A 25,251-nucleotide genomic window follows, 5' to 3' on the forward strand; every position below is an offset into this window, starting at 1 on the left:
AGGCGATGGCGACATTGATCGAGCATTGGGAACAGCGCGGTGTGCATCTCTATGAAGATGGCGGGCGCCTGCGCTACTACTGCGGCGCAGACGGACTGCCTGAAGATATCCGCCATTTAGTGGGTCATGAGAGGAGTCGCCTGCTGGCGTACCTGGCCCCGACGGACCCACTGGCGTCTCACCTTGGCGGGCTGCGCCAGGCCTACTGGCTGGGTGAGCATTCGGCTTTCAGCCAGGGCAGTGCTGCCTATCTGCACCTGGTCTATGCCGGCGCGGTGCCCACGGCCGCGCAATTGCAAGCGGCATTGCCCCGCCTGCTGGCCTTGCACCCGATCCTGGCGTACACCCTGGACGCCCAGGTCCCGCGCTTCAAGCCGCTGGTCGCGCCGCAGCTGATGGTCGAGCAGCAGGTCGCTGCAGAGGGGACGGACCCACGGCGTTGCACGGCCCTGGCGAACAGCGCCATGCCGATTGCGCCGTTGACCGCGGAGCAGCCGCTGTTTCGCCTGGTGCTGGTGGCAGGTCCCCATGAGCGCTGTTTGCATGTGGTCTATCGGCTGGCGCTGTTCGATGCCCCGGCGGTGCAGATTTTTATCGGTGACTTGCTGGCACTGGTCGCCGGAGACAGTCCTCTGCAAGCGCAGGGCTATGCCCCGGCGCAAGTCGCGGCGTGGAGCCGGGCCCAACGCCTGGCGCGTTTCAAGGCCCGGCACTACTGGCTGCAAAAGATTCCCCAACTGGCTGCGGGTCCGGACCTGCCGCTGGCTCGGCGTCGGCAGGCGAGTGCAACACCGGCGCGCTTCATCGAGCATCGGGTGGTCCTGACGCCGGCGCTGCAGCAGGCGCTGAGTGCGGCGGCACGGCATCACCGGGTGTCGCTCAATGCGGTCCTGCTGACGGTGTATCTGCAGACCCTGGCACGCTGGTCGGGCAGGACCACGGTGACCTGCAGCGTCATGTACAGCACCCGGACGCTGCTGGGGCCGGAGTTCGCCCGCACCATCGGCAATTTCGCCGATACCCTGCTGCTCGATCTGCCATCCCAACCCCTGGCCTTTGCCGCCTGCGCCCAGCGGGTCCAGCAGGACCTGTACGGTGCGCTGCAGCATGCCGCCTACGATGGCGTGTCAGTGGTCCGCGAATGGATTCGCGAACACGACCAGCGTCTCGACAGCAGCGAGCCGCCGATGCCTTATGTGTTTTCCTCGTTGCTGGAAATGGACCTGCCGGCGCCACCGCTGCAACAGACCGATCACGCGATGATGACGCCGCAGATCTGGATCGACGCCCAGGCCTTCGCAAGCGAGGCGGGCTTGTGCCTGTCCTGGGACGAGCGCGAGGGCTTGTTCGAGCCCGGGCTTGTCGCCCAGGCCTTCGAGCATTTTCATGGCGCCCTGGAGCGCCTGGCCAACCAGCCATCGACCTGGGAGCTGAGCGAGCTGGCCTTGCCTGAGTCACTGCTGGCCCGGGTCGATGCCTTCAATCACTGCACGCGGCCGCTGCCTCGGCAGGCTCTGCATCAGGGCCTGTCCAGGCAAGCGGCGCTGCGCCCGGATGCGCCGGCGCTGTTGAGCGCTGGCAGCAGTCTGAGTTTTGCCGAACTGTTGCGCCTGGCCAGTCGTCTGGCCAGCCACCTGAATGAAAACGGCGTGGGGCCCAGTGACCATGTGGTGGTGCGCGGCAGTCGGGACAGCGCCAATGTGGTGGCGATCTACGCGGTACTGATGGCCGGGGCGACCTATGTTCCGGTGAGCAAGAGTTCCCCGGTGCGCCGGGTGCATTCGATCATCACCCAGGCAGCGGCCACCACGGTGCTGGGCGACGATGCTGCGGACATCGCGGCGGTGCTCGCATCGCCGGTGAACTGGTCGCTCGACTACCGGCGCTGGCTGGCGTCGCCGGAGGCGCAGGGCGCCGCTATCGCACCGGCTTATCCGGCGGTGGACAGTTCCCTGGCCTACCTGATGTTCACCTCCGGCACCACGGGCACGCCCAAGGGGGTGGCGGTCAGCCATCGCGCCGCGTTCAATACCCTGCTGGACTGTCGCGAGCGCTTTGCCATCGACGCCCAGGACCGGCTGCTGGGGGTCAGTGAGTTCAGCTTCGACCTGTCGGTGTTCGACCTGTTCATGCCGGCATTGTGCGGCTGTGCGCTGATCCTGCCGGCCAATGGAGAGCGGGCCGAGCCCCAGGCCTGGCTCGACGCGGCACGGACCCATGGGGCGACTGTCTGGAACTCGGTCCCGGCGATCATGGAAATGGCCCTGGGCTACGCCAGGGCGGTGGGCCTGCCGGCGCCGGCGGCGAGTGTGCGCCTGTGGATGGCCAGCGGCGACTGGATCGCCCTGGGATTGCCCGAGCGCCTGCGGGAGCTTACACCGGGTTCGCGCTTCGTGGCCTTGGGGGGCGCCACCGAGGCGGCCATCTGGTCCAACTGCTTCGAGGTCCAGCAAGTGCACCCCGAGTGGCCGAGCATTCCCTATGGCCGACCGCTGAGCAACCAGCGGTTCTACATTCTCGACGCGCTGGGCCGGCGTTGCCCGCCAGGGGTCAAGGGCATGCTGTACATCGCCGGCGACGGCCTGGCGGCGGGTTACATCCATGATCGGCAACGGACCGAGCAGGCCTTCTTCATCGAGCCCGGGTTGCAGCAGCGGGTCTACCGCACCGGTGACATGGGACGGCTGCGAATGGACGGGGAGATCGAGTTTCTCGGCCGCGAGGACTTGCAGGTCAAGCTCAATGGCATGCGTGTGGAACTGGCGGAGATCGATGCGGTGCTGGGACGCGCCCCCGGGGTCGAACAGGTGGCGGTGTGTGTAGACGCTGCCGGGGCCTTGTACGGGTTTTTCGTCGCCGGTCAGCCGGCACCCAGTGGCCCGCAGTTGCTGGCCTTCGCGGCGCAGTACCTCAATCCCTACATGCTGCCGGTGCAGTTGTTCGCGCTGGCGCAGATGCCGCTGAGCGCCAACGGCAAGGTGGACCGGGGGGCGCTGGTGGCCTTGCTGCCAGGGCTTTGCGAACCCGGCGAGCCGGTGCAGGAGGTGGGCTTCTCGGCCCGGCAGGAACTGCTGCTGAGCTGCGTCCAGCGGGTGTTGCCGGCGGTACGTGGCGCGGCTGATTCATGGTTCGACATGGGCGCCTCGTCACTGCACGCGGTGCACATCCTGCTGGGGTTGAACACTGAGCTGGGGCTGGACCTGAGCCTGGCGGACATCTACGCCTATCCCTCGGTCAGTGCCTTGCTCGGGCATATGCAGGGCACGGGCCGGCGGCACCGCAACCGGGTGGATTTCTGCGCCGGCAGCGGTGAGCCGCAACCCTTGCTGGTGCTGGTGCACCCGGTGGGCGGGGCGTTGTCGTGCTATTGGCCGATGATTCGTGCCACCCGCGAGGACTTCCAGGTGATTGGCCTGTGTGCCGACGCTGGCCAGCGTTTCGATACGCTTGAGGATCAGGCCCTGGAGTACCTGGAGCAATTGCAGGACAGCCTGCAGGCAGCACGTCCGGTGGTGCTGGCCGGTTGGTCGTTCGGTGGCGTGCTGGCGGTGGAAATGGCCCGCTTGCTCAGTGACCGCGGCCGTCAGCAACTGGCGCTGGTGACCCTCGATGCGGGCGCGCCGCTGGACAGCGTGGTGCAATTGCCGCCGAGCCTGTTGCAGCAACTGTTCCAGGACGACCTGGAGCATTGCGCCCAGATCCAGGCCACGGGCCAGGCGGTAGCCGAAGTCTGCGAGAGCGCCACCCAGGAACGCTTTGCCTTGTTCTGTCGGCACTACGCCGCCTTGCTCGATTATCGCTACCGAGCGCCGGCTTGCCCGACCTGGCACCTGCAGGCCAGCGTCGAGCAGCCGTCCAGCGGGCTGCGTCCCTTGGCCGGACAGGACCGGGACGCCCATTGCCTGACCCTGGTTGGTGACCACTACAGCATTCTTTCCGGGGCGGCCCTGGAGCAGATTTTGCTGAGCCTGGCGGCGGCGGTGCGCGAAGTCAGCGCGGCGGATGACCGCCAGGCAGGGACATGAACGCTGGTGAACACAGGCGTGCGCGCCCAGTGGCCACCCCGGCAGGCGGCTCACTAGTGGCTGCGGGCCATGATGTGGAGTGTCTGAAAGTGCTGTTCCAGGCTGATTCTGCACTGGCGGATCGCCCCGCTAACCGGGAAAATTCGCCTCGGCTCCAAGGCTGCCACCCAGGCGCCAGGAGCCTCATAAACAGGGTAATTAAAGGAGTGACACTGTGAAGTTTGGATACACGATTGTTTATGTTCCCGATGTTGAAGCCTCGATCCGTTTCTTCGAGGACGCCTTCGGTTTCTCCCGTCGTTTCCTCGACGAGTCCGGTGATTACGGTGAACTCGACAGTGGCGCCACGACCCTGGCCTTCGCCAGCCGCGGCCTGGCGGACTCCAATTGTGAAGGCGGCTACCAGTTCTGCAGCCCTCAGCACAAACCTCTGGGCATCGAGATCGCCCTGGTCACCGATGATGTGCCCAAGGCCCATGCCAAGGCCCTGGCCGCCGGCGCCACCGAGCACGCGGCTATTCAGCACAAGCCTTGGGGGCAGGTGGTTTCCTATGTGCGTTGCCCGGCCGGAACCCTGGTGGAGTTGTGCACTCCGGTGGGCCAGTGAGCACCGGGCTTGAGGTTGCGGGCTGCCAGGGAGTACGCGGTCATGGTTAAAACCGAGGATGCGGTCCTGGCGTTGCTCGAGGACATCGGCAGCACCCACGGAGCCTTGCTGGACATCGTCCAGCGTGTGCGCCAGGTGGTGGAGGAAACCTGCGGCGGCGTCGCGGAAATGGTCAAGTACGGGGGCATCATGTTTTCCCGTGCAGCGCCGTTCTGCGGGGTCTATGCCTATACCGACCATGTATCGGTGGAGTTTGGTCAGGGCTATCTGTTCGACGACCCGCACGGGGTGCTCGAAGGCTCTGGAAAGTTTCGCAGGCATATCAAGTTGTTTGCTGTATCGGATGTTCAAAAGAAGCATCTTGCTGATTATGTAAGGCAAGCAATCAATCAATAGTCTTTTGAACTGAACACCTAACTAACGGTTGTTTCCTGCGGGGGATCATATCCCCCGCACGGGACCTTATTGCCCTGAAAAAACCACAGAGTGGAATGAGCACATGAACGATGCCAGCACTTACGGCGAAACCCTGGCCGATATCTATGACGACCTGTACGGCGAGGCTCCGGCCAATGCCATCGAGGTCCTGGTGGCAATGGCCGGCACCCGCGAGCCGGTGCTGGAGCTGGGGATCGGCACCGGGCGTTTCGCCTTGCCGATGCATGCACGCGGTGTGCAGGTGCATGGCGTCGATGCATCACCGTCGATGCTGGAGAAGCTGCGGGCCAAGCCCGGTGCGGCCGGCATTCCCCTGACCGAGGCGGATTTCGCCACCCTGGAAGGGGTCGGGGGCGGTCCGTTCAGCCTGGCCTTCTGCACCTTCAGTTCATTGTTCCTGCTGCTGTCCCAGGCCGCCCAGGTCAGTTGCTTCAAGGCCACCAGCGCCTTGCTCAAGGACCATGGACGCCTGGTGATCGAGACCTTTTATCCGGACCTGTCGCGCTACGGCAAGGACCAGCCGGTCTATGTCGGCGGCCTGGAGCGCAACGAAGTGCTGCTGGAAGCTTCGCGCCTGGATGCCGTCGCGCAGCGGGTCAGCTGCCGCTTTATCCGCATGCAGGAGCAAGGGGTGAAAGTGATTCCGGTGGAGCTGCGCTATGCCTGGCCGGCGGAACTGGACCTGATGGCCGAGCTGGCGGGCATGCGCCTGGTGCAGCGCTGGTCAAGTTGGGACAAGACGCCTTTCGTCGAGGGCTCGTTCAAACATATATCGACCTATGAAAAGTTGCCCCAGGCCTGACTTTCCAGAACTTCGGAGTTGGACATGGACGTTTCCCAATCACCACGCATTGTGATCGACGAAAGTCGTTCGGCCCGCGAGTTGATGCTCGCGGGAGAGTGGTTCTGTACGCCTGATCTGGAACTTGCGCGCATGCGTTTTCGCTCCCAGGCATTGCAACGACGCTTTAACGATTGCTCCGTTCTGGCGTTCAAGGAACAGCAGGCCCTGCTGGCGAAGTTACTCAAGCGAGTGGGCCTGAACAGTTGGATAGAACCCAACTTTTATTGTGATTACGGGGTGCATATCGAGATTGGCGATGAGGTGTTTATCAACATGAACTGCACCTTTCTGGACGCAAACCGGATCCTCATCGGCGATCGCACCTACCTCTCGCCCGGCGTACAGCTGATGACCACCGCCCACCCCCTGGACCCCCGGGCACGTACGGTGCGCATCGACGCTCGCCTCAAGTGCGTGCAGCGGGCGGCACCGATTGTGCTGGGCAACGATGTGTGGATCGGCGCGGGGGCGGTGCTGTTGGGCGGGGTGGAGGTCGGCGATGGCAGCGTCATCGGCGCCGGCAGCGTGGTGACACGCTCGATCCCGGCCGGGGTACTGGCGGCAGGTAATCCCTGCCGAATCATCCGCTCGGTGTACGAGTGAACCTACTGGATCTGTTTATGAGAGACGTGACAGTGAATATCGATGACACAGGCAAGGGCCACACCGGCGCTATCGCCTCCCTCGGCGAGGCGGCCGGCCGGTTCGTCCATGGACCGTTGTGTGTGTGGTTCACCGGCCTTTCGGGGGCCGGCAAGTCGACCCTGGCCAGGGCCCTGGAAGCGCGGCTCGGGCAGTTGGGCGCACGGGTGCGGGTCCTGGATGGCGACGACCTGCGTGGCGGGTTGAACAGCGATCTGAAATTCAGCGCCGCCGACCGCAAGGAGAATATCCGGCGCCTGGGGGAGGTTGCCCGGCTGTTCTACGACAGTGGCTACATCGTCCTGGTCAGTGCGATTTCGCCATTCATTGAAGACCGCGAGCGGGCGCGGGCGTTGTTTGCCGCGCCGTCGTTCATCGAGGTGCACGTCGCCACTGCTCTGGCCTTGTGCGAAGCGCGCGACCCCAAGGGCCTGTATGCCAGGGCCCGCAGTGGCCTGTTGCCGGAGTTCACCGGGATTGACAGTGCCTACCAGCCGCCGACGGCCTGCGAGTGCCTGATCGAGACGGCAGGGCGCAGTGTCGACGACGGCGTCGGGCAGTTGCTGGAAGTCATTGGGCGCATCGGTGGAGGACAGCATTGATGGCCACTTCGACCTTCGAGCGCGTGCTCAAGCGTTACCGTTTCTGGCTGTTTGCCCTGGTGCTGGCGCTGGTCGCGGGGTTGTCCTGGGGGATGACCTCGATCCGCTTCGCCGCCGACTACCGGGCGTTTTTTCCCGAGGGTGAAAAAACCGTCGAGCAACTGGACGCCTTGCACCGGCAGTTTGGCAAGTCCGACACCCTGCTGTTCGTGATCAAGAACCCCAAGGGCACGGTGTTTACCCGGGAGTACCTGGAGCAGTTGCATGAGCTGACGCAACAGGCCTGGCACATTCCCCACGCTTATCGGGTGGACTCGGTAACCAACTTCCAGCATGTGTTCGCCGAAGGCGACACGGTGCATGTCGAGGCCCTGGTACGCGAGCCCACGGACCTGACGCCGTCCCACATCGAGTTGATGGAGCGCCTGGGACGCAATGACATCGAACTGGTCAAGCGCCTGGTGTCCAGCGATGGCCAGACGCTGGGGGTGCTGGTCACCCTGCAGTTTCCGCCACAGACCCTGGATGCGGCGCTGGCCGCCACCGCCGAAGGCCAGCGCCTGCTGGATGACTTTGCCCGCAAGAACCCGCAACTGCAGGTGCACCTGACCGGGCTGGCGGCCGTGGAGGCGGCCTATCCGGCAGCGGCGCAGCAAGACATGGCGGTGCTCACGCCGTTGATGTACCTGATCATTCTGCTGGTGAGCGTGCTGATGCTGCGCAGTCTTGGCGCCCTGCTGGTGGTGCTGATCGCCATCAGCATGGCCACCGCCGCGACCCTGGGCGCCAGCGGCTGGCTGGGCTTTGAGGCGACGGCCTTGACCGGCCTGCTGCCGACCATTGTTCTGGCGACCTCGGTGGCGGAGATCATGCACGTGCTGTCCGCCGCGCGGCAGATGAGCGCTGAGTATGGCCAGCGCCGGGTGGACCTGGCCTGCGCGGCGATCAAGGACACCATCAAGCCGATTGCCATTGGCACGGCGACCAATGCCGTGGGTTTCTATAGCCTGGTGTTCGCCGCGTCGCCGCCCTACAAGGAGTTCGGGGTGCTGGCGGCCATCGGTGCGGTCATGGCGTTGCTGGTGACCATTTCGGTGGCCGCGGTGCTGATCCCGCTGCTGCGGCTCAAGCCGCTTGAGGGGGCCGCCAGCCGGCGCTATTCGCTGTACATGGAGCCGTTGTTGCGCTACCCGAAGCTTTGGCTGCTGGGGTTTGTGGTGCTGTTCGTGCTGGCGATCGAGCCGGCGCGCAACAACCTGATCAATGACCGGATCGTGGAGAACTTCGACACCAGCATCCCGGTGCGCAACGCCACCGAGTTCGCCATGGACAACCTGTCCGGGATCTATCGCCTGGAATATGTCGCCACCTCGGCCAGGGGCGATATTTCCGATCCGGGCTTTCTCGTCGAACTGGACCGTTTCGCCCAGTGGCTCAGGACTCAGCCGGAAGTCGATTCGGTCACCACCCTCGGTGATGCCCTGAAGAAGCTCAACCAGACCATGAACGGCGGGCAGGCCGGGGAATACCGCTTGCCCAGCGACCCGGCGTTGGCCGCACAGATGCTGCTGGTGTACGAAATGTCGCTGCCGTTCGGCCTCGACCTGGGCAGCCAGATCAACATCGACAAGTCGGCCACGCGCCTGGTGGTGACCCTGAGCCGGCTCGACACCCAGCAGATCCGCGACATCAAGCAGCGGGCCGATGACTGGTGGCAGACCCATGCCGATCGTGCGGCGCTGGTGCCGAGCCTGGGCACCGGCGAGGCGGTGGTGTTTGCCAACCTCACGCACATCAGCATCGAGTACATGGTCAATGGCCTGCTGTTCGAACTGGTGACCATCACCCTGATGGTCGCGCTGTTCCTGCGCAACGCCGGCCTGGGGCTGATCAGCATCCTGCCCAACGTCTTTCCGTTCTTCATCATGTTCGGCCTCTGGGGCCTGTGGCGCGGTGAGATCAATACCGCGGCGATCAATGTCTGCGTGGTGGTCTACGGCCTGATCGTCGAGGCCACGATCCACATCATGAGCCACTACAAGGAGCTGCGCCTGGTGCAGGGCCACCCGCCACGAGAGGCACTGCGCCTGACCTACCAGCATGTGCTGCCGTCGGTGTTCGCCAATGCGGTGATTCTCGCCTCGGGCTTCATGGTGATGACCTTGTCGCCGTTTTCGATGAACGCCGATTTCGGCCTGCTGGCAGTCATCGCGATTTTCCTCGGACTGATCTTCGACGCTCTGTGCCTGCCCCTGGTGCTGCTGACCTTTGACCGCTTCCTGTGGGGCCGCGCCGCCACGCGACTGGCCACGCGCGAAGCCTGAACCCGACCCGTATTCAGAGAAGGAATCGACAATGAACTGCAATGCCGTATCGAGCGTCTGCCTGTCACTCTGCGCACTGCTGTACCAGGGGACATCGCTGGCCAGCCCGGAGCAGGAACTGGGGCAGCAATACGCCCATCACTGGCGCGACAGTGACCTGGGCTACCAGGACACCAGTGCCAGAATCCGCTTGACCCTGGTGGAGAAGGAGGGCGCCAGCACCGACCGCTTCATGCGCATGAACAGCTTCGAAACCGCCAGCACGGCGGTGGGCGACAAGGTGCTGCTGACCTTCGAGGCCCCGGAGAACATCAAGAATTCCCGGGTGCTGATCCACTCCAAGATCAAGGAAGGCGATCAGGTCTGGCTGTACCTGCCGGCCCTCAAGCGGGTCAAACGGGTGGCGGCGGCCGACCGTTCCGGGTCGTTCTCGGGCAGCGAGTTTTCCTACGAGGACATTGGCTCAATGGAAGTCGGCAACTACGACTACCAATGGTTGCGCGACGAACCCTGCGGCGACTTCCAGTGCGCAGTGGTCAAGCAGGTGCCGCTGTATCCGTATTCGGGCTATTCGTCGATCTGGGTCTGGTACAACAAGACCGACTACCGGCAGATGAAGACCGAGTACTACGACCGCAAGGGCAGCAAGTTCAAGACCCTGACCCTGGGTGACTACCAGTTGTTCCTGGGGCGCTACTGGCGTGCCCTGAACATGACCATGGTCAATCACATCACCGGTCGGCAAACCGTGCTGGTCAGTTCCGACGTGCAGTTTCGCACCGGCATCCGGGAGGACGCTTTTGAACCTGCAAGGCTTGGAAACCTGACGCAATGAATCCAGGCAAGGTCCACCGCAGGCTCCAGGCGTTGATGCTGGGGCTGTGCTGGAGCGTCACCCAGGTGCAGGCCGAGGCGGAGCAGGGGTTGTCGGCGAAGATCGCGCTCAAGCGCTACTTCTTCAGCTCATCGCCGGCCGAGGGCGTCGACGATGGGCAGCTGTCCGGCACCGCGCAACTGGGCCTGGACTACCAGTACCTGCAGAGCTGGGACAGCCTGCGCCTGCGCCTGGTGGTCAACCCGCGCTACCTGGAGAGCGGGTCCAGGGACCCGCGGCCGAGTTTCTATTGGGATGAGCTGTTCGTGCTCCTCGAGCAGGACAACCGTGAGCTGAAAGTGGGGCGGATCAAGGAGCATTGGGGCGTCATGGAGACCCGCCAACTGGTGGATGTGATCAACACCTACGACAACCTCGACGGTCTGCAACCGGAAGAAAAGCTCTCGCAGAAAGCCATCAAGCTGGGCAGCACCCTGGGGCCCGGGCATCTGAGCCTGTACCTGCTCGACGGCTTCGAACCGGTGCAGTTCTACAGCGAGCCGGCGCGGTTTGCCGCTTACCGGGTCCAGCCAGCGGCCGAGTACATCCACGGTGCCGATCCGGATTCCCTGGATCTGGCGGCGCGTTATTTCGTCTCGGTGGCCGACCTGGACATCGGCCTGAGCTACTTCAAGGGCACCAGTCGGTCGCCGGCATTGCGCGCCGAAGGTGACAGCCTGGTGGCCCAGTACACCGAGGTCACGCAATGGGGGCTGGATGCGATCTGGGTCAGGGAACAATGGTTGTACAAGCTCGAGGCCCTGGATCAGCGGGTTAGCGACAATGCCTACAGCTCGCGCAAGCTGTCGGTGGGGCTCGAATACGCGATTACCCGGGCCTGGCGCGATGCCGACCTGAGCCTGATCGGTGAATACCACCACGACCGTGACCAGCCCCTGGCCCCGGTGAGCATCTTTGATCGCAAGTTCCTGTTGGGGGCGCGCCTGGAACTCAACGATGCCCATTTGTCCTCGGTGTTCCTGGGCTACACCGCGCAGGCGTCCGATCTGCGCAACAACATGCTCAGCGCCTCCCTCGACCTGGGGCTCAGCGATGCAGTGCGGGCCGGTGTCAGCGCGGCGCTGATCAACAGCTCCGCGAGCGACGTGGTCTGGGATGCGCTGGCCAGCGATTCCCACGTGGCGTTGGAGCTTTCCTATTCATTCTGATCGTACCGGCGCACGCCGGGCCGATCCCATGCAATTGCTTAAAGGGATAACGCCATGGATACCTTGCTACAGATCATCGGATTCGGGCCCGCGGCCCTGGGTCTGTTCATTACTGCAGATCGCAATGGCCGTTTGCAGCAATTGCTCGACTGCGGGTTGCAGGTGCATGAGCGCAGTGCCTCCCTGGAGCAGTGGGATGGCCTGGGCTACGAAATCGAAGCCAATTCGCCGATTGCCGATTTCCTTGGCGGCATTCGCCGCGACGGGGTGTTTGCCCAGTGCCTGGATCAACCCCAGGTACAACGCTGGCTGCAGGTTCCGGAGCAGGTAGTGCCCCTGGTGCAGGTCTCGGCGTTTCTGCGTCAACTGGCGCAGGTAATCATCGAGCTCTGTCAGGCTCACCCCAGGGCGGCGATCCATTTTGCCCACGGGGTCGAGGACGTCCGATGCGAGGCGGATGGCTTCACGGTCAGTGGTGGCTGGGGTAACAGTTCCAGCCGTTACCTGGTGCTGGCCTGTGGCGCCCGGGTGCGTGAGCTGCAACCGCAGGAGGCGATGCCGGCCACTTCGGTGCTGTGCTCCGACCGGGTGCTGCGGGGGCGGGTTGACCCGATCCTGCGCCAGACCCTGGAGCAAGGGCTGCCAGTGGTAGTGCTGGGGGGCAGTCATAGCGCCTTTTCCGTGGTCGGCTACCTACTTGAGCGTTTCACCGGACTGCTCGGCCTGGGGTCGATCCAGGTCCTGTGCCGTCGGCGCCCGGCATTGTGGGCAGCCTCGACCCGGGTTGCCGCGCCATTGGGGGCCCAGGACCGGGTGGATGAGGACAGTGGCGAGGTCAACCGCTTCTGCGGCTTGCGCGGCGCCGCTCAGGACACCCTGCTGCAGATCGAGGCTGGCGCGCGCGCCAGTGTCGTCTTGCACATCGGCTCCACCGATCCGCAACCCTGGCTCGCCCGCGGTGCGCTGTTGATCAATGCCACCGGTTACCGACCCCGATTGCCCGGGCTGCTGGATGCCCAGGGCCGTCAACTGCGCCTGGACCAGCGCGACGGCAACCTGTGCAAGCACCCGCAGAGCCACGAACTGACGGTGGGCGGCCAAGCGGTGCGCGGGTTGTTCGGCACCGGGCTGGGGTTTTCCGACCGGCGCGGCGCGACCCTGGAAGTCGGGGTCAACTTCTTTCACGGCCGTTGTGCCGGGAACATTCTGCACGCCGTGCTTTGACGGCATCTCACTTCAACCAGGCATACAGGAGGCTGCATGCGCACACTCGCGGCAACTCGATCGGATCTACAGACAGGACTGGCGATGCTGCCCAGCGCTTTACCCGCGGACCCCGCCGCACTGGACGACCTGCTGTCCAAACTCGCCACCCCCCAACGGGTCTATCAATTGCTGTCGTCGCGCCTGACGGTGCGCCAGGTGCTCTGGTGCCTGGCGCAACTGCTGGCCGAGGGACAGCTGCGCGTGGTGCCGGGAGGCTCGCCGCAGCGCTTTGTCCGGGAGGGGCCGGATGAGACTCCGCTGCCGGGCTGCGGCCTGCATCTGGTGGGCGACGACAGCCTGCGCCTGAACCCGCATTTTCGCGAGATCCTCACCGATCTCATCAGTGACAAGCAGAGCCAGTACAGCCAGTCCGTCGAGACCTACGAAACCTTGATCCGTCGTTACAAGATCATGCAGAGCCTGGGCGACTTGAATCACGAGGCGCTGTTGCTGTTGGGGGATGACGCGTTGTTCTCGCTGTTCCTCGCGGTACATGGTTATCGCCGACGGATCGTCGTGGCGGACATCGACCCGCAGTTGCTGGCGACCATTGCCCGGGTCGCGGCGCAGCAGGGTTTCAATAACATCGAGGTGGTTCAGTACGATGTCTTCCAGCCCTTGCCCCAGAGCCTGGTCGGGCAGTTCGACTGCTTTGCGGTCAATGGTTTCAAGGACCTGGGAGGCTTGCTGATGTTCGTCTGTCGCGCCTTGCAGGCACTCAAGGCGCCACCGGCCATGCGCAGCGGCTACCTCAACTTCGGCAGTCACGATGTGCTGTCAGTGGAGCAGGTCAGGCAGGAAGTCGAGATGCATCAGGCGCTGCTGCGCTTTGGTCTGTACCTGGACTACTGCGTGCCCTGTCCCGAAACCCATGTGTGCAGTGCCTTCGAGGAAGCCTTCAGCGCCAGCGCGCAACGCCTGGCCGAGGTGCCGCCGGTGTTGCGAGTGCAGGCGTGCGAGCGTGAACTGCAGGCGCTGTACCAGGCCTTTTCCCACCTGTCCTGGGTGCAGATGCGCAACTTCCCGGACATCCAGCTCTCGCCCCTGAAGATGGGCCGCTGCCGGGTGGTGGAGCGCAATGACCGGGAGATCTCCCGGTTCCTGCGCTTGGGCCAGTTGTACGCAGGCAGCACCGCCAATGCCCAGTGAGGCCGGCAATGGCCGGGTGGTGGTGCTGTCGCCGCACCCGGACGATGGGGTCTGGTCGCTGGGCAGCGGCCTGGCACGCTGGGCGCCGCGGCAGGAGATTGAGCTGTTGAGCCTGTTTGCCGGCGACGCCCCGGCGGGGCTGACCCGGGCCCGTGCGCCGGAGCAGCGCTGGCGCTGTTTTTCCACGCCCGGGCAACGTCGCGCCGAGGATCGGCGTGCCGCCGCAGTCCTCGGCTACGGCTGTTCGAACCTGGAGGCAGCGGATGGTGCATTGCGTCTGGATCAGGGCGGAGGTTTTGTGCATGCCAGCCTGCAGTCGCTGTTCCTGGACAGCGCCCCGGGCTCCTGGCCAGCCCCGGAGGCTGCCCTGGTGGCTGCGCTGCAAGGTTTTCTACGGCCGCAGGATGTGGTCTGCGCGCCGCTGGCCATCGGGGGGCATGTCGACCATTGCCTGACCCATCGCCTGGCCCGCGAGCTGCCTAACCGGGTGTATTTCTACAGTGAGTTTCCCTATGCCGAGCAGTTGTCGCAGCAGGCGCTGCAGGGGCATGTGCGGGCCTTGGGCCTGCAGCTGCAAGCCCGGGATATTGCCTGTTCCTGGCCGGCGTGGCGTGAGGCGGCGCTGTGCTACCGCTCCCAGGTGCTGATGCTGTTCGCCGGTCAGGGCCGTTTTCTCCAGGCCCTGCAGCGTCACTGCCGCGTACAGGGGGACACGGCGTTCTGCCGGATCTGGTCGACCCGGGCGATGTAGCGCTGCACCGAGCCGGTGGGCGAGAGCAGTTCGTCCAGGGCCAGGGCCTCGGCGATTGGTGCCTGGGCCTGGAACAGTTGCAGGTTATGCCGATGGTCCTCCCAGCGCTGGGGATTGTGATGGGACATGTGGTAACCGCAGGCGCGGGGTTCCAGGCTCAGCCTGACCCCGGCCCGCCACAAGCGGTAGCCCAGGTCCAGGTCTTCCATGCCCCAGCGTCGGCCATAGGACGCATCGAACCCGCCTACTTGGCGCCAGGCGCTGCGCGACAGGGAGATGTTCGCCCCGGCACTGGCCAGCCATGGCCACTGGCTGGCCCGTGGATGTTCTGCGGCCTGCTCCAGGGGATTGGCCAGGGTCCGCGCGCTCTGTGGTGTCCAGCGCCCGGCCAGCAAGTCTTCCACCAGGATCGGTGGGCAGCCGACGGTGCCCAGGGCCGGATCGCTCACCGGACCCAGGGCAATCAGTTCCCGCAGCCGGCCGTGTACCAGGCCGCCGTGTGTCTGCTGGGCCTGTAGGTGGGCCTCGAAGAAACCGTCCTGGACCAGGATGTCATCGTCGAGAAACAGCAGGATCTCACCCCTGGCGACACTGGCCCCAAGATTCCTCGCCGCTGCGCGCCCCAGGCCCGGCGAGCTGAGCAGCCGTACGTCCGGCAAGGATTCGACCAGGGCCAGTACGGCGGGCTGGGCGCCGTCGGCGACGATCACGGTCTCGAATTCACAGCGTGCCTGTTGGCGCTGCAGGCTGGCCAGGGTCAGGCGCAGGCGCTCGGCCTTGGCATGCACCGGAATGATCACGGAGAGCTGCATCAGGCACCTTCGTCGCGCAAGTCGCTGGCAGGGCCAGCCTGGCCGGGCTGGTGGTTCAGTTGGTGGTGGCGCTGGGTCATGAGCACCGCAGCGATCAGGTTGCCGATCAGCATGGCTTCCACCAGACCATTGAGGCCGCGCTGCCAGTGCAGGGTCAGCAGCCAGCCCAGGGGCACCATCAGCAGCAGGTAGGCAATGGCATGGATTAGGGTGGGGGCCATGGCGTCTTCGCGTCCGCGCAGGGCATTGGACATGATTCCCTGCCAGGCATCGAAGGGCAGCGCCAGGGCCAGTAGCAGCATGCTCGGCAGGGCCACGGCCAGCAGTTGCGAGTCATGGCTGTATTGCGCCAGCAACGGTTCCGGCAGGGCCGCCAGGACCAGGGCGCAGAGGGTGCTCAGGGACACCCCCAGCAGCAGCCCGGCGCGGGTCGACAGCTTGATGTCCGGCAGGTCGCGGTTGCCGTGGGCCATGCCCACCTGGATCGAGGTGGCAAAGCCGACCCCCATGGGAATCATGAACAGGATCGAGCGGATATTGACCAGCACCGCGCAGGCGGCGGCAATTAATGGCGAGGCCACTGCGGCCATGACCGCGATGAGCATGAAGGCCAGGGCTTCGATGCCGAAGCTCAAGCCGCCGCCGTAACCGATGCGGCGCTGCATCTGCCATTGCGGCCAGGCCCAGCGAAAACGCTGGTTGATCGCGAAATCGTCACGGTCAGCCATGATCCGGTGCACATACAGCACGATCGCCAGTGCCATCAACAGCCGGACAATGGTGGTGCACCAGGCTGAGCCCAGGGCGCCCATTTCCGGCAGGCCGAACTCGCCGTAGACCATGGCGTAGCACAGCACCGCGTTGATCAGGTTGCCGCCCAGGATGACCAGGGTGGCGGGCATGGGGCGAGAGATGCCTTCGAGGAAAAACGAGTAGGCGATGTAGATCAGGATCGCCGGCAACCCCAGCGCCACGATGACCATCAGTTCGGCAATGGCCGCGGCCAGCTCCGCCTGCACCCCGAACCGCGCGAGCAAGGGCAGGCTGGCGACACTGGCCAGGGCGCAGGCCAGCCCGAGACCGAGTGCCTGGACCACTCCGCGCTGGGCGGCCAGGCCGGCGGCGCGGGGGTCCTGCTGGCCGATGGCGATCGAGCCCATGACCAGGATGCCGAACAGCAACCCGGCGGCAATCAGCATGTAGGTGTCGGCAATCGCATGGGTGATGGAGATCGCAGCCAGCGATTCGGTGGCATAGCGCCCGACCATGATGGTGTCCACCAGGGACAGCAACAGGAAGCCGATGCGCGACACGACGATCGGCCCCGAGAGTTTGGAGAGTTGCAGGAACTTGTCTTTGAGCGGTGTGGAACTGGCCATGGGAGTGGCTCCTGGCTGCGGCGCCCGGTCAGTGACCTGGCCGGGCGGTGCAAGATGGCGTGAGATGGGGGTAGAGGGCGGACATCGCCGAGGCCAGCGAACGCAGCTTGCGGTACTCGTGTTCGCGGGTCTGCGCACAAGTGCCCAGGCTGGCGATGCGGCTGCCGAGGAAGTCCCGGTAGGGCGCGAGGTTGTCCTCGGCGGCGAAGGCCAGAGAGGTCTGGGTGCCGTCCACGGTCAGGGTCAGGCTCGGCTGTTGGATGCGGTTCTGGCTGAAGCCGAAGGTGGTGCGCAAACACAGCTCACCGGCGCTGCCGTACAGGGTGATACGGGTTTCATCGTGCTCCTGGTGGCTGGCCCAGGCAGTACTCATGCGCACCAGCGTGCCGCCCCGGGCCTGCAGGCAACTGAATGACTGCGACTCGACTTCGATCGCGCCTCCCGGGCCCTGGTCGCCACGCCAGGTGGCCTGCTGTTGAGCTTCATCGGCGGTCGCCGGCACATGGTTGCACAAGGCCGCGTCGATCAACGGATAGTCCAGTGCATGCAGAGCCACCTCCAGCAGGTGCCAGCCCAGGTCCGCGCCCGAGCCGGCCAGGGCCTGGCTGGCCTGGGTGAACCAGGAGCCCGGGCGCGGCACCCCACGGCGCCGACGCCAGCTGACATCGATGCAGTGCAGTGTGCCCAGCGCGCCCCGGGCCGCGGCCATGGCGCGAACGTCGCTGCGGTGGGCCGCCGCGGCGCTGACCAGGAGTTCGGCACCGGTTTCACGGCTGCAGCGGATCAACTGTTCGGCATCCGCGGAGGACAGGCAGGCGGGTTTTTCCAGGATCACGTGCAATCCCTGGCCCATGGCCCTCAAGGCTTGCTGCACGTGATGCACGTTGGGCGAGCAGATCAGGGCCAGATTGCAATTGTGCAACGCCTGTTCACTCATGCAGCGATGCCAGCGCGGGCCAGGCGACATGGCAGGGAAGGCCGTACTCGCATCGGTCTGTGGATCGATCACCGAGACAATGTGCGCATTGTGTTGCACCAGCAGTGGTGCCCAGACATTGCGCACCACCCAGCCGGCTCCGACGAGGGCTATACGGGGCTCGATCATCGTTCGCCGGCCAGATGCTGGTGGACCTTGGCGATGGCCGTGGCGATGTCCAGGGTGTCCTGTTCGTTGCCGAGCAGGGCGCGGTGATGGATCCAGATACCTCGTTGTGCCATGTGCTCGGTCACCGGACAGGAGGCGATGCATTGGGCCAGGTCCTGCCGGGTCGGTGCCGGTGCCTGCCAGAAGCTGGGAATGCGGTACAGCGCCTGGTAGGAGCGGAACGCCGGGATGCCTTCGGCCACCAGGCAGTCCACCACCCGGTTGCGATCCAGCGCGCGCTGGCCCGGGAGGTCGTTGAGGGTGAACAGGAACATGTAATAGGGATGGGTGTGGGCATCTTGGGTGCGCACCTGTGCGGTGACCAGTCCCTGGCGGGCCAGGGTGTCACTCAGGAGCCGGGCGTTGTGCTGGCGCACACGGGTCTGTTGCTCCAGGCGTGAAAGCTGGACACCAAGCACCGCGGCGCTGAACTCGCTCAACCGGGCATTGGTGCCGACCACGGTGTGCTGATAGCTGCGATCACCCAGCGGACGCCCGCAATTGCCATACAGGAAGACCTTCTCGCGCAGCTCTTCGTTGGGGCACAGGACCAGGCCGCCTTCACCGGCGGTCATCAGCTTGAAGTTCTGGAAACTGAAGCAGGCCAGGGAGCCATACTCGCCGATCCCGGTATCTGCGTAGCCCCGCGCGCCGTGGGCATGGGCGGCGTCCTGGATGATCACCAGCCGATGCTGGTCGGCGATTCTCGACAGGCTGAGCATGTCGCACATGTGCCCAGCCATGTGTACTGGAATGATGGCTCGGGTGCGGGGGCCGATGTTCGCCAGCACGGCGGCCGGGTCGATGCACAGCGTGTCGGGCAGTACATCCACGGCAATCGCGGTGGCACCGATACGCTGGCAGGCCATCGAGGTGGAGATGAAGGTGAACGCCGGCACTATGACCTCGTCACCGGCACCGATGCCTGCGGCTTGCAGGGCGATTTCGATCGCCACTGTGCCGTTGCTCACCGCAAAGGCCGAATGGGCACCGTGCATCTGCGCGAAGGCCTGTTCGAAGTCCAGGTTTTCGCAGCCTTGCATGCGCCACCACTGGCCCTGGTGCAGGCTGCGCAGCAGAGCGCTTTCCTCTTCGGCGCCAAACTGTGGCCAGCCGGGATAAGGGGTTTGTCGAACAGGGGTACCGCCATCAATAGCCAGGGTCATACATCCATTCCCTTGGAAAGGTTGATAAATAAACAGGCAAGCAGATGTTTACCGGGATGTTTTGGAAGAAGTCCCGGTGTTTAAAGTGTCTTTCCTGAAGTTGTAGTTGGGCTGCCAAATGTGTCGCGCTATAGGTTTTGTAGTTCGTGGGTGGTGCTTCCCTAGTTGTTATTTTCAGAGTCGCCGTGAAGATAACATGGGATTAAAAGCTGGGTGCAAGGTTATTTTTAGTAATCCTTTGTAATATTGTGAAATACTCTCGGAGTTGCAGTTGTCGTGTCCGAATTAATCCCTGTGTTAAAAAATCGGAAATAGCTGATTTGTCCTGAAGCCCCCGTTCTGAATGGCTTTGAGGTGGGTTGGTGGCGGGCGTAGGCGCGCTTTATAAGAATAGCTGACGTCAAGGAAGTGTCGTTTCATATCTGGGAATTTATATGCAGCTCTCCTTTTTAAATAAAGGAGTGGTTTGTGTCTTTCTGCCTTTTATTCGCTTTCTTGACAGGGTGGTATTCGCGACATTGCAAAGGGATTGTCACTTTGCGGTCATGTCTAAGTGTTGGTTCGGTATTCACTAAGTTTGCCGGATTCAGGGATGATAAGAGGCTAATTGATATTATGAAGACATTGATTGTCATTGCCGAAGGGATGGACCCACTGGTACTGGAGTCCGAAGTTGCCAAAGGCCGGCTTCCATGGTTCTCGCAGCGCTTGGGCGCGCACTCTTATCGGCATTTGAATTGTGGGCCGGTGCCCTATGAGCCAAGCAACCTGGCGACCGCTTTCTCGGGGGTCAACCCGGGTCGGCATGGCTGCTTTTCCTACTGGAGCGCCCATAGCTCGGGGGAGATTCCGCGGATTCTCGAAACCACCGATGTCATGGCGCCCCGGCTTTGGGAGTGGCCGGAAATGGCCGGTCAGCGTTTTGCGGTGGTCAATGTGCAGCTCACCCATCCGCCGCGGCCGCTCAATGGCACGCTGATTACCTACCCGATGCACAACTCGATGAACACCAGCCACCCGCGCAGCCTGCTGCGCGACCTGAATGCCCAGGGGGTGCGCTACGCCCATGACGTTTCGCTGTTCTACACCGGGCAGCCCTTCGACGAGTTCGCGGCCCAGGCCTTCCGGATTGCCGAGCATCAGCTCGACAGCGCCATGGCGCTTGCGCAAGAGGCGGATGTGATGATCGTCAACCTGACCCTGGCCGATCGTCTGTCACATTTCATGTGGTACGAAATGCTTGAGTCCGAGCCCGCGCAGCGCCCGCAGATTCTGCGCGCTTATGACTTCATCGACCGTGCCTGCGAGCGTCTGCAGTCCCTGGCTCCAGAGTCGATGCTGGTGTTTTCCGAAATGGGCTTCGGCGAACTGGCGGGGTTCTTCTCCATCGATCAGCACTTGCGGGCCGCGGGCCTGCAAGTGCTCGACGAGCAGGGGCAGGTTGACCTCAAGCGCAGCGTCGCCCTGGAGACGGTGCAGGGTTCCCATGGGGTGATGTTGTGCGCCGACCTGTGCAATGAAGGGCACGCCAGCGCTGCTCAACGCCAGGCGGTGATGCAATGCCTGAGTGACATCCGCTTTGCCGATGGGCAGCCGGCGCTGGCTAGCGTCCGTGCCCGGGAGGAGGTGTACCAGGGGCCCCATACTCACCTGGCCCCGAGCCTGATCGTGACTCCGGCGGACCCCAAGCGCCCACCTTTGGGCGATCCGCGCTGGGCCAACCACGTGCGCCGCACCGCGCAGTCGGGATGGCATCGCGACTGCGGCTTCGTGCTGCTGGATGGGGCCAGGATCAAGGCCGCGCCGGGGCCCCTTCAACTGCAACAGATCGCCCCGACAATCGCCGGGCTGAGTGGTTGTCAGGCGGCTGCCCAATGTGAAATGACGAGCTTCGCATGACCAGCCTGGCGCTTGTTCGGCAGCCGTTGGCGCAAGCTGTTCTCGATAACCTGGGCAAGGTCGAGGATCACCATCGCCGGTTCAGCGTGGCGGCAGGGGAGGCGGGGCTCTATGGCTTTGTCGACAGTGACCTGCAGGCACTGAAGTCCATCGGCCTGGTGTCGCGTATTCAGGAGCACGACGAGTTCTTCGATCCTGACGATCTGTACAGCCTGTCCCTGCACCTGCGCTTGCCGTCGTTGCACAAACTGGCCATGCGCAGTTGGGCCACGGCGTTTCGCCAGTCCGATCGTCAGCGACAGGTTGAACTGGTGTATACGCTCAACGAGAAACAGCCGCCCCAGGGGCCGATCCAGGTGCTGACCGCCGCGGAGCGCCTGTGTGTGCTGGAGGCACCGCAGGGCGGTGACTTCTATCGCCAATGCCTAGTCATACCGGGCCAAATGCGGCTCCTGCCGAGTCCGTTTCGGGAGCTGATCGAAGAGGTCAGTGCCGGCATGCAGTTCTACATGCTGCATGACGGAGTTCGTTGGGACCTTGAATTCATGAGCCGGCACAAGCTGGCCGAATGCGGTGGCTTCTCGAAACTGCTGGTTGAGCGGGCCAAGGCACTCGGCTTGCCTGCCAGGCAGGTATTCGGCCTGCTGCTCAGTTCCCCCTATGCCACCGGCCATTACTGGGCCGAACTGCAGATCTGTGGTGAGTGGATTGCCGTGGACCCCTTGATGATCCGCCTGCTGTCACAGCAGGCGGGGCTTGTCTGTGATCAATGGCCGCTGCACAGGTCACCGCTGGGCGCGCTGTTGAGGCTGTGCGTTGTCGAATCCTACGACCACAACGGAGCTCCCTGCCTGAGCTGCTTCGAAGACAAGTACTTTCGCCAGCTTCCTGTGGCGACGGCAGGAACCACGCAGTACCGGGTGTCATACAGGGTAGCGGTTCAGCTGCCTGTTTAAATCGATTGCAGATAGGGAAAATCATGCTGGAACTGAATGGACGGGTGTGCCTTGTCACAGGGGCTTCAGGTGTGCTGGGCGCTGCGATATGTGAAGAGCTGGTCCGCGAAGGCGCTTGGGTCTTCGGGGTCTATCAACACAACATCGAGCGTATGCAAGCCCTGGTCGCCGAGACCGCGGAGCTGCCTGGCACACTGATTCCGGTCGCTTGCGACCTGACATGCGCAGAAGATACCTCAAGGATGCTGGCCACCCTGGCCGCTGACTCAAGGCCGATTCATGCCTTGGTCTGTTGTGCCGGGAAGATGTTGCGCAAGTCTGCCCTGCTCAGCAATCAACTCGATGGCGACCCGCTGTTCGAACTCAATGTCGAGGCCACGATCCGCCTGGTGCGTCAGGTTGTGCGGCCGATGCTGGGGCAGCGAGCCGGGCGCGTGGTGCTCCTGGGGTCACTGGCCGGCGAGAGCGGGATGCCCGGGCAAAGCCTTTATGCCGCGTCCAAGGCGGCGCTGCATGGTTACGCCCGATCATTGGCCTTTGAGGTCGGTGGGTTCGGCATCACCGTCAATGTGGTAGCTCCGGGGGCCGTGGCCGGACCACCGACCCATTACAGCGCCGCCGAGGAACAGCAGGTGTGCCAGCGTATTGGCCTGCGACGCTTGGGACGCCCCGAGGAAGTGGCAGCAGTGGTCGGCTTTCTCGCCTCGGCCCGGGCCTCCTATATCAACGGTGCGGTGATCGCGGTCGATGGCGGAGGGCGTTTCTGATGCATTGCGCAAGTATCGACCTGGGCGGCAGCAAGATGGCCCTTCACTTCAGCATCGCCGGACGCGTTGTGCAGCGTGAGCGCATCGAGATTCCGGCCGGTTGTGTTCCGCAAAGCATTCTTGAACAGGCGGTGGTCCTGTTGTGCCAGCAAATAGCGCTGTACGGCCCGATCAATTGCCTGGTGATTGCCAGCGCGCCGACGATCAATGCCGACGGCACAATCATTCGCTGGCCCAATCGACCCGACTGGGAAGGCCTGGCCATCGGCCCGGCTTTTCGCATCGAGGGGGTCGAACGGGTGATCTGGTGCGATGACGGAACGGCGGCGACTTTCGGCGATGCCACGGTCATGCGTGCCTCCAACCTGGTGCATTTTTCCCTGGGCACCGGGGTTGGTGGCGGCGTGGTCTATCAGGGCCGCATGTTGCCCGATCGCGAATTGGGACACCTGCTGGTCTGGCCCGGAGGAGCGCCCTGCAGTTGTGGACGGGCGGGTTGTCTGCAGGCCTATGCGTCGTTCCGTTCACTGGACAAGTTTGTCGCCTCGATGGGCTTTTCCGATGAGGCCACGCTTAACCACTGGCGCTTGCGGGCGGTACAGGCCCTGGCGCTGGCCACGGCCAACCTGGTGGAGCTGTTCCGGGTGGAGGTGATCTGCCTTGGCGGGGGCATGCTCGGACGCTTCCCGGAAATTCCCCATCAGGTGGGCATGCTGCTGCGCGAGCCGGGCTACCTGAAACCCTCCTTGAATCCGCCCCTGGTGATGCATTCCCCCCAGGGCACCGAAGCCTCGGTGCTGGGCGGGTTGTATCTGGCCCAGGCCAGCCACGAAGTGCAGAACGAGATTTGCGAAGGTGGCATCGACAACTCCAGGGTCAGCATTCGCCATGTCAGCAACGGCATGAGTTTTATCTCCATGAGCTCGAGGTGAATGGGCGCATGGCAGGACACAACGGATGTATCCATTCTGAGAAAAGGCAAACGATATGATCAACGAACCAATCCACGAGCCCAAGGGCCTGAAGAAAGTCCTGGCCGCCTCTGTGCGTGCCTGGCTGACGCCGAGTCGGCTGGCGATGTACTTGATAGGCGTGATGATCTTTTCGCTGGGGGCACTGTTCTTTATTGTCAGCCGATTGGGCACCGATCCACTGGATGTGTTTGTCATCGCCTTGAACAATCATCTGCAGGTGGGACTGGGGGCTTGTTCTGCTTTGTTCTCGGTGGGCTTGTTGCTCTGGTGGGCACTGTGGAACAGGCAGTGGCCGCCGATCAGTCCCTTTGTGACCACGACCCTGACCGGACTGTTCATCGATCTCTGGCTGTTTCTGGAGTTTGACGAGGTGTTGGCGGCGGCCCTGGGGCCTTATGTGCTGCTCGCCATTGGCTTGGGGTTGTGCGCTTATTCCTCGGCGCTGATCATCATGAGCGGGATCGGCATCCGGGTCATCGATTTACTGGTGATCAGCATGATGAACAAACTCGGTTGGTCCTTCACCCTGGCGAAGATGGTTCTGGAGATTTCGGTCTTTGTCCTCGGCTGGTTCATGGGCGGGCCATTCGGCATCGGCACCATCGCGTTTCTATTGATCATCGCGCCGATGATCAAGCCCTTCATGAACATGAACGAGCGTTACCTGCGCATGGGCAACTATGGGCTAAAGCGCCGCGATGTGTATTTCGTCCCTCCGGCGTCGCTCACTGGCAAGTAAGGCCGCTGTGCTCGAAGAGCATGCCCAGGTGCCGGATCGAATGCTCGAGAAACAGGCGCGTCAGGGAAGTTCCGAGCCACTTGTTGCAACGCTGTGGCAAGTCATGAGGGGAGTGAAAGTTGCTAGAGGTGGCTGCAACACGCAGAAGTTGGTTATGTGCCGTGTTGCAGTTGTTCCAGGAAGAGGGTGGATCAACGGGTGTTCAACCCGTTGATCACACAAGGTACTCAACAAAACCGATCAATCACCCGAACTTCCGACTTGTCCCGCAGCGATTGCCATTCGGCTTTCAGGGTCTCCAGGACCCGACCGATGAAGTCTTTGTCGGCGGCGGCTTTCTTGCCGACGTAGCCCTGGCCGCGGCGGTACATCTTCAGGCGGGCCGCCAGTTCCTGGTTGTTCCGGTCGAACTCTGCTTCATGGCTATGGGGCGACAGGCAGTCGATATGCACTTGGCCCGACTTGGCAATCCACAGGATGTGGCTGTCGTGGCTGTCTTTCTGTGCGGCGAACATACGTGCCAATTCATCAATAGTGGGTTGATTATTAAGATTCATTTGTAGCCCCCTTGACCATTTATCGATCTATCTAAGTTGATTCGCTAATTCATCTTGCTACGTCGGTAAGTTGAACCCTGATACCGGAAACAGGGCGACAGAGGGTGTCTGTCGGATACAGATAAGGCCCAGAGCCTGATGCGTGTAGTTGCCTTGATTAACTGCTA

At 63.4% G+C, this 25,251-nt stretch carries 22 protein-coding genes; 17 read left to right on the forward strand and 5 right to left on the reverse strand.

Features of this window, described 5'->3' with window-relative positions; translation table 11 throughout:
• Positions 1-5: 5 nt before the first annotated feature.
• From KHO49_RS26880 to KHO49_RS26935, 12 genes are all read left to right on the forward strand, one after another.
• Positions 6-4,025 carry a non-ribosomal peptide synthetase gene (locus KHO49_RS26880; RefSeq protein ID WP_213666149.1) on the forward strand — a complete coding sequence of 1,340 codons (4,020 nt, stop codon included), beginning with the start codon at positions 6-8 and terminating at the stop codon, positions 4,023-4,025.
• A 214-nt stretch (positions 4,026-4,239) separates the two neighbouring features.
• Positions 4,240-4,632, forward strand: coding sequence for a VOC family protein (locus KHO49_RS26885; RefSeq protein WP_102864339.1), 393 nt, complete (start codon positions 4,240-4,242; stop codon positions 4,630-4,632).
• Between the two features lie 42 nt (positions 4,633-4,674).
• Positions 4,675-5,028 (forward strand): DUF1801 domain-containing protein, encoded by a 354-nt coding sequence (locus KHO49_RS26890; RefSeq protein WP_123393316.1) that lies wholly within the window; start codon positions 4,675-4,677, stop codon positions 5,026-5,028.
• A gap of 103 nt (positions 5,029-5,131) precedes the next feature.
• Positions 5,132-5,872 carry a class I SAM-dependent DNA methyltransferase gene (locus KHO49_RS26895; protein ID WP_102864340.1) on the forward strand — a complete coding sequence of 247 codons (741 nt, stop codon included), beginning with the start codon at positions 5,132-5,134 and terminating at the stop codon, positions 5,870-5,872.
• Positions 5,873-5,896: 24 nt separating this feature from the next.
• Complete coding sequence (locus KHO49_RS26900; protein WP_102864341.1) at positions 5,897-6,517, forward strand: sugar O-acetyltransferase; 621 nt, start codon at positions 5,897-5,899, stop codon at positions 6,515-6,517.
• 17 nt (positions 6,518-6,534) lie between these two features.
• Positions 6,535-7,158: an adenylyl-sulfate kinase gene (gene cysC / locus KHO49_RS26905; protein WP_110595800.1), complete on the forward strand. Its 624-nt coding sequence runs from the start codon at positions 6,535-6,537 to the stop codon at positions 7,156-7,158.
• Positions 7,158-9,482 (forward strand): efflux RND transporter permease subunit, encoded by a 2,325-nt coding sequence (locus tag KHO49_RS26910; protein ID WP_213666150.1) that lies wholly within the window; start codon positions 7,158-7,160, stop codon positions 9,480-9,482. The genes cysC and KHO49_RS26910 overlap by 1 nt, the downstream gene beginning before the upstream one ends.
• Before the next feature lie 31 nt (positions 9,483-9,513).
• On the forward strand, positions 9,514-10,317 hold the full coding sequence (locus KHO49_RS26915) for an outer membrane lipoprotein-sorting protein (RefSeq protein WP_102864344.1): 804 nt from the start codon (positions 9,514-9,516) through the stop codon (positions 10,315-10,317).
• The gene (locus tag KHO49_RS26920; RefSeq protein WP_213666151.1) at positions 10,314-11,525 is read left to right on the forward strand and encodes a hypothetical protein; all 1,212 of its coding nucleotides are present in this window, start codon (positions 10,314-10,316) and stop codon (positions 11,523-11,525) included. The genes KHO49_RS26915 and KHO49_RS26920 overlap by 4 nt, the downstream gene beginning before the upstream one ends.
• Positions 11,526-11,579: 54 nt before the next feature.
• On the forward strand, positions 11,580-12,749 hold the full coding sequence (locus tag KHO49_RS26925; protein WP_213666152.1) for a hypothetical protein: 1,170 nt from the start codon (positions 11,580-11,582) through the stop codon (positions 12,747-12,749).
• A gap of 84 nt (positions 12,750-12,833) precedes the next feature.
• Entirely contained in the window at positions 12,834-13,940 is a 1,107-nt protein-coding gene (locus tag KHO49_RS26930) for a bis-aminopropyl spermidine synthase family protein (RefSeq protein ID WP_162884138.1), read from the forward strand.
• Positions 13,930-14,691, forward strand: coding sequence for a PIG-L deacetylase family protein (locus KHO49_RS26935; protein ID WP_213666153.1), 762 nt, complete (start codon positions 13,930-13,932; stop codon positions 14,689-14,691). Before KHO49_RS26930 ends, KHO49_RS26935 begins: the two co-directional genes overlap by 11 nt.
• Here the strand turns inward: KHO49_RS26935 and KHO49_RS26940 are convergent.
• Genes KHO49_RS26940 through KHO49_RS26955 form a run of 4 tightly spaced genes read right to left on the reverse strand, consistent with a single transcriptional unit; the run spans position 14,631 to position 19,192 of the window.
• Positions 14,631-15,503 carry a glycosyltransferase family 2 protein gene (locus KHO49_RS26940; RefSeq protein WP_102879847.1) on the reverse strand — a complete coding sequence of 291 codons (873 nt, stop codon included), beginning with the start codon at positions 15,501-15,503 and terminating at the stop codon, positions 14,631-14,633. The two genes, KHO49_RS26935 and KHO49_RS26940, sit on opposite strands and share 61 nt — an antisense overlap.
• Positions 15,503-16,882, reverse strand: a complete 1,380-nt coding sequence (locus KHO49_RS26945; RefSeq protein ID WP_213666154.1) for an MATE family efflux transporter — start codon at positions 16,880-16,882, stop codon at positions 15,503-15,505. Before KHO49_RS26945 ends, KHO49_RS26940 begins: the two co-directional genes overlap by 1 nt.
• A 28-nt stretch (positions 16,883-16,910) precedes the next feature.
• Positions 16,911-17,987 carry a Gfo/Idh/MocA family protein gene (locus tag KHO49_RS26950; RefSeq protein WP_213666155.1) on the reverse strand — a complete coding sequence of 359 codons (1,077 nt, stop codon included), beginning with the start codon at positions 17,985-17,987 and terminating at the stop codon, positions 16,911-16,913.
• Positions 17,984-19,192, reverse strand: coding sequence for a DegT/DnrJ/EryC1/StrS family aminotransferase (locus tag KHO49_RS26955; RefSeq protein ID WP_102864352.1), 1,209 nt, complete (start codon positions 19,190-19,192; stop codon positions 17,984-17,986). Before KHO49_RS26955 ends, KHO49_RS26950 begins: the two co-directional genes overlap by 4 nt.
• A 615-nt stretch (positions 19,193-19,807) precedes the next feature.
• Here KHO49_RS26955 and KHO49_RS26960 point away from each other — a divergent pair.
• From KHO49_RS26960 to KHO49_RS26980, 5 genes are read left to right on the forward strand one after another with little or no spacing between them, the layout of a single operon-like run.
• Positions 19,808-21,091, forward strand: a complete 1,284-nt coding sequence (locus KHO49_RS26960) for an alkaline phosphatase family protein (protein WP_102864353.1) — start codon at positions 19,808-19,810, stop codon at positions 21,089-21,091.
• Entirely contained in the window at positions 21,088-22,047 is a 960-nt protein-coding gene (locus KHO49_RS26965; protein ID WP_102864354.1) for a transglutaminase-like domain-containing protein, read from the forward strand. Before KHO49_RS26960 ends, KHO49_RS26965 begins: the two co-directional genes overlap by 4 nt.
• Positions 22,048-22,070: 23 nt before the next feature.
• Positions 22,071-22,814 (forward strand): SDR family NAD(P)-dependent oxidoreductase, encoded by a 744-nt coding sequence (locus KHO49_RS26970; protein WP_170004919.1) that lies wholly within the window; start codon positions 22,071-22,073, stop codon positions 22,812-22,814.
• Positions 22,814-23,746 (forward strand): ROK family protein, encoded by a 933-nt coding sequence (locus tag KHO49_RS26975; protein WP_102864356.1) that lies wholly within the window; start codon positions 22,814-22,816, stop codon positions 23,744-23,746. The genes KHO49_RS26970 and KHO49_RS26975 overlap by 1 nt, the downstream gene beginning before the upstream one ends.
• 55 nt (positions 23,747-23,801) lie before the next feature.
• Entirely contained in the window at positions 23,802-24,527 is a 726-nt protein-coding gene (locus tag KHO49_RS26980; protein WP_102879840.1) for a YczE/YyaS/YitT family protein, read from the forward strand.
• Positions 24,528-24,754: 227 nt separating this feature from the next.
• Here the strand turns inward: KHO49_RS26980 and KHO49_RS26985 are convergent, their stop codons facing one another.
• A complete protein-coding gene (locus tag KHO49_RS26985; RefSeq protein ID WP_213666156.1) occupies positions 24,755-25,084 on the reverse strand; it encodes a hypothetical protein in 330 nt (109 codons plus the stop codon).
• Between the last annotated feature and the right edge of the window lie 167 nt (positions 25,085-25,251).

This window comes from Pseudomonas sp. RC4D1, assembly GCF_018390395.1.
Taxonomy (GTDB): Bacteria; Pseudomonadota; Gammaproteobacteria; order Pseudomonadales; family Pseudomonadaceae; genus Aquipseudomonas; species Aquipseudomonas danubii.